Raw genomic sequence first — 798 nt, forward strand, 5'->3', positions numbered from 1 at the left:
TTCAGACGTTTATGAAGACGAAGGTATTTTGATGGTAACAGCGGCGTCTACAAGCCCTGACATCACTACACGTGGTTACCAAATGGTTTTCCGTACGATTGGCCTAGATAGCCACCAGGGACCAGTAGCAGGCAACTACATTGCTGACAAAATCAAGCCTAGCAACGTTGCGATCATTCACGACAAGCAACAATATGGCGAAGGCATTGCTACTTCAGTAAAAACAACGCTAGAAGAAAAAGGCGTTAATGTCGTTATGTTTGAAGGTATTACTTCTGGCGACAAAGACTTCTCTTCACTTATTGCAAAACTTCAAAAAGCAAATGTCGACTTCGTCTACTACGGCGGCTACCATCCAGAGCTTGGTCTAATTTTGCGTCAATCAGCTGAAAAAGGCTTTAAAGCACAATTTATGGGTCCAGAAGGTGTTGGTAACAATGATATCAATGCAATTGCAGGTCCTGCGTCTGAAGGTTTGCTAGTAACACTTCCACCAAGCTTCGACAAAAACCCAGCAAACGCAGACTTGGTTAAGTCTTTTGTTGACGTGGGTCAGGACGCAAGCGGTGCGTTCGTATTGACAGCTTACTCAGCGGTTCAAGTACTTGCAGATGCAATGGTCAAAACAGGCGGTACTGACACTGACGCAATGCAGAAAGCAATGCGTGAAATGACTTTCAGCACGCCAACAGGTGATATCCAGTTTGACGAGAAAGGCGATCTTAAGCAGTTCGACTTTGTTGTTTACAACTGGCACCAAGATGGCTCAAAAACTGAAGCCAAGTAAACACAAGTAGT

General features: G+C 44.5%; 1 protein-coding gene. It reads left to right on the forward strand.

The annotated features are described in order from the left end of the window. A partial coding sequence (locus A3739_RS23410) for an ABC transporter substrate-binding protein (protein ID WP_068503031.1) occupies positions 1–787 on the forward strand: 787 nt, incomplete at its 5' end. Positions 788–798: the final 11 nt, after the last annotated feature.

The organism is Oleiphilus sp. HI0067, from assembly GCF_001635735.1.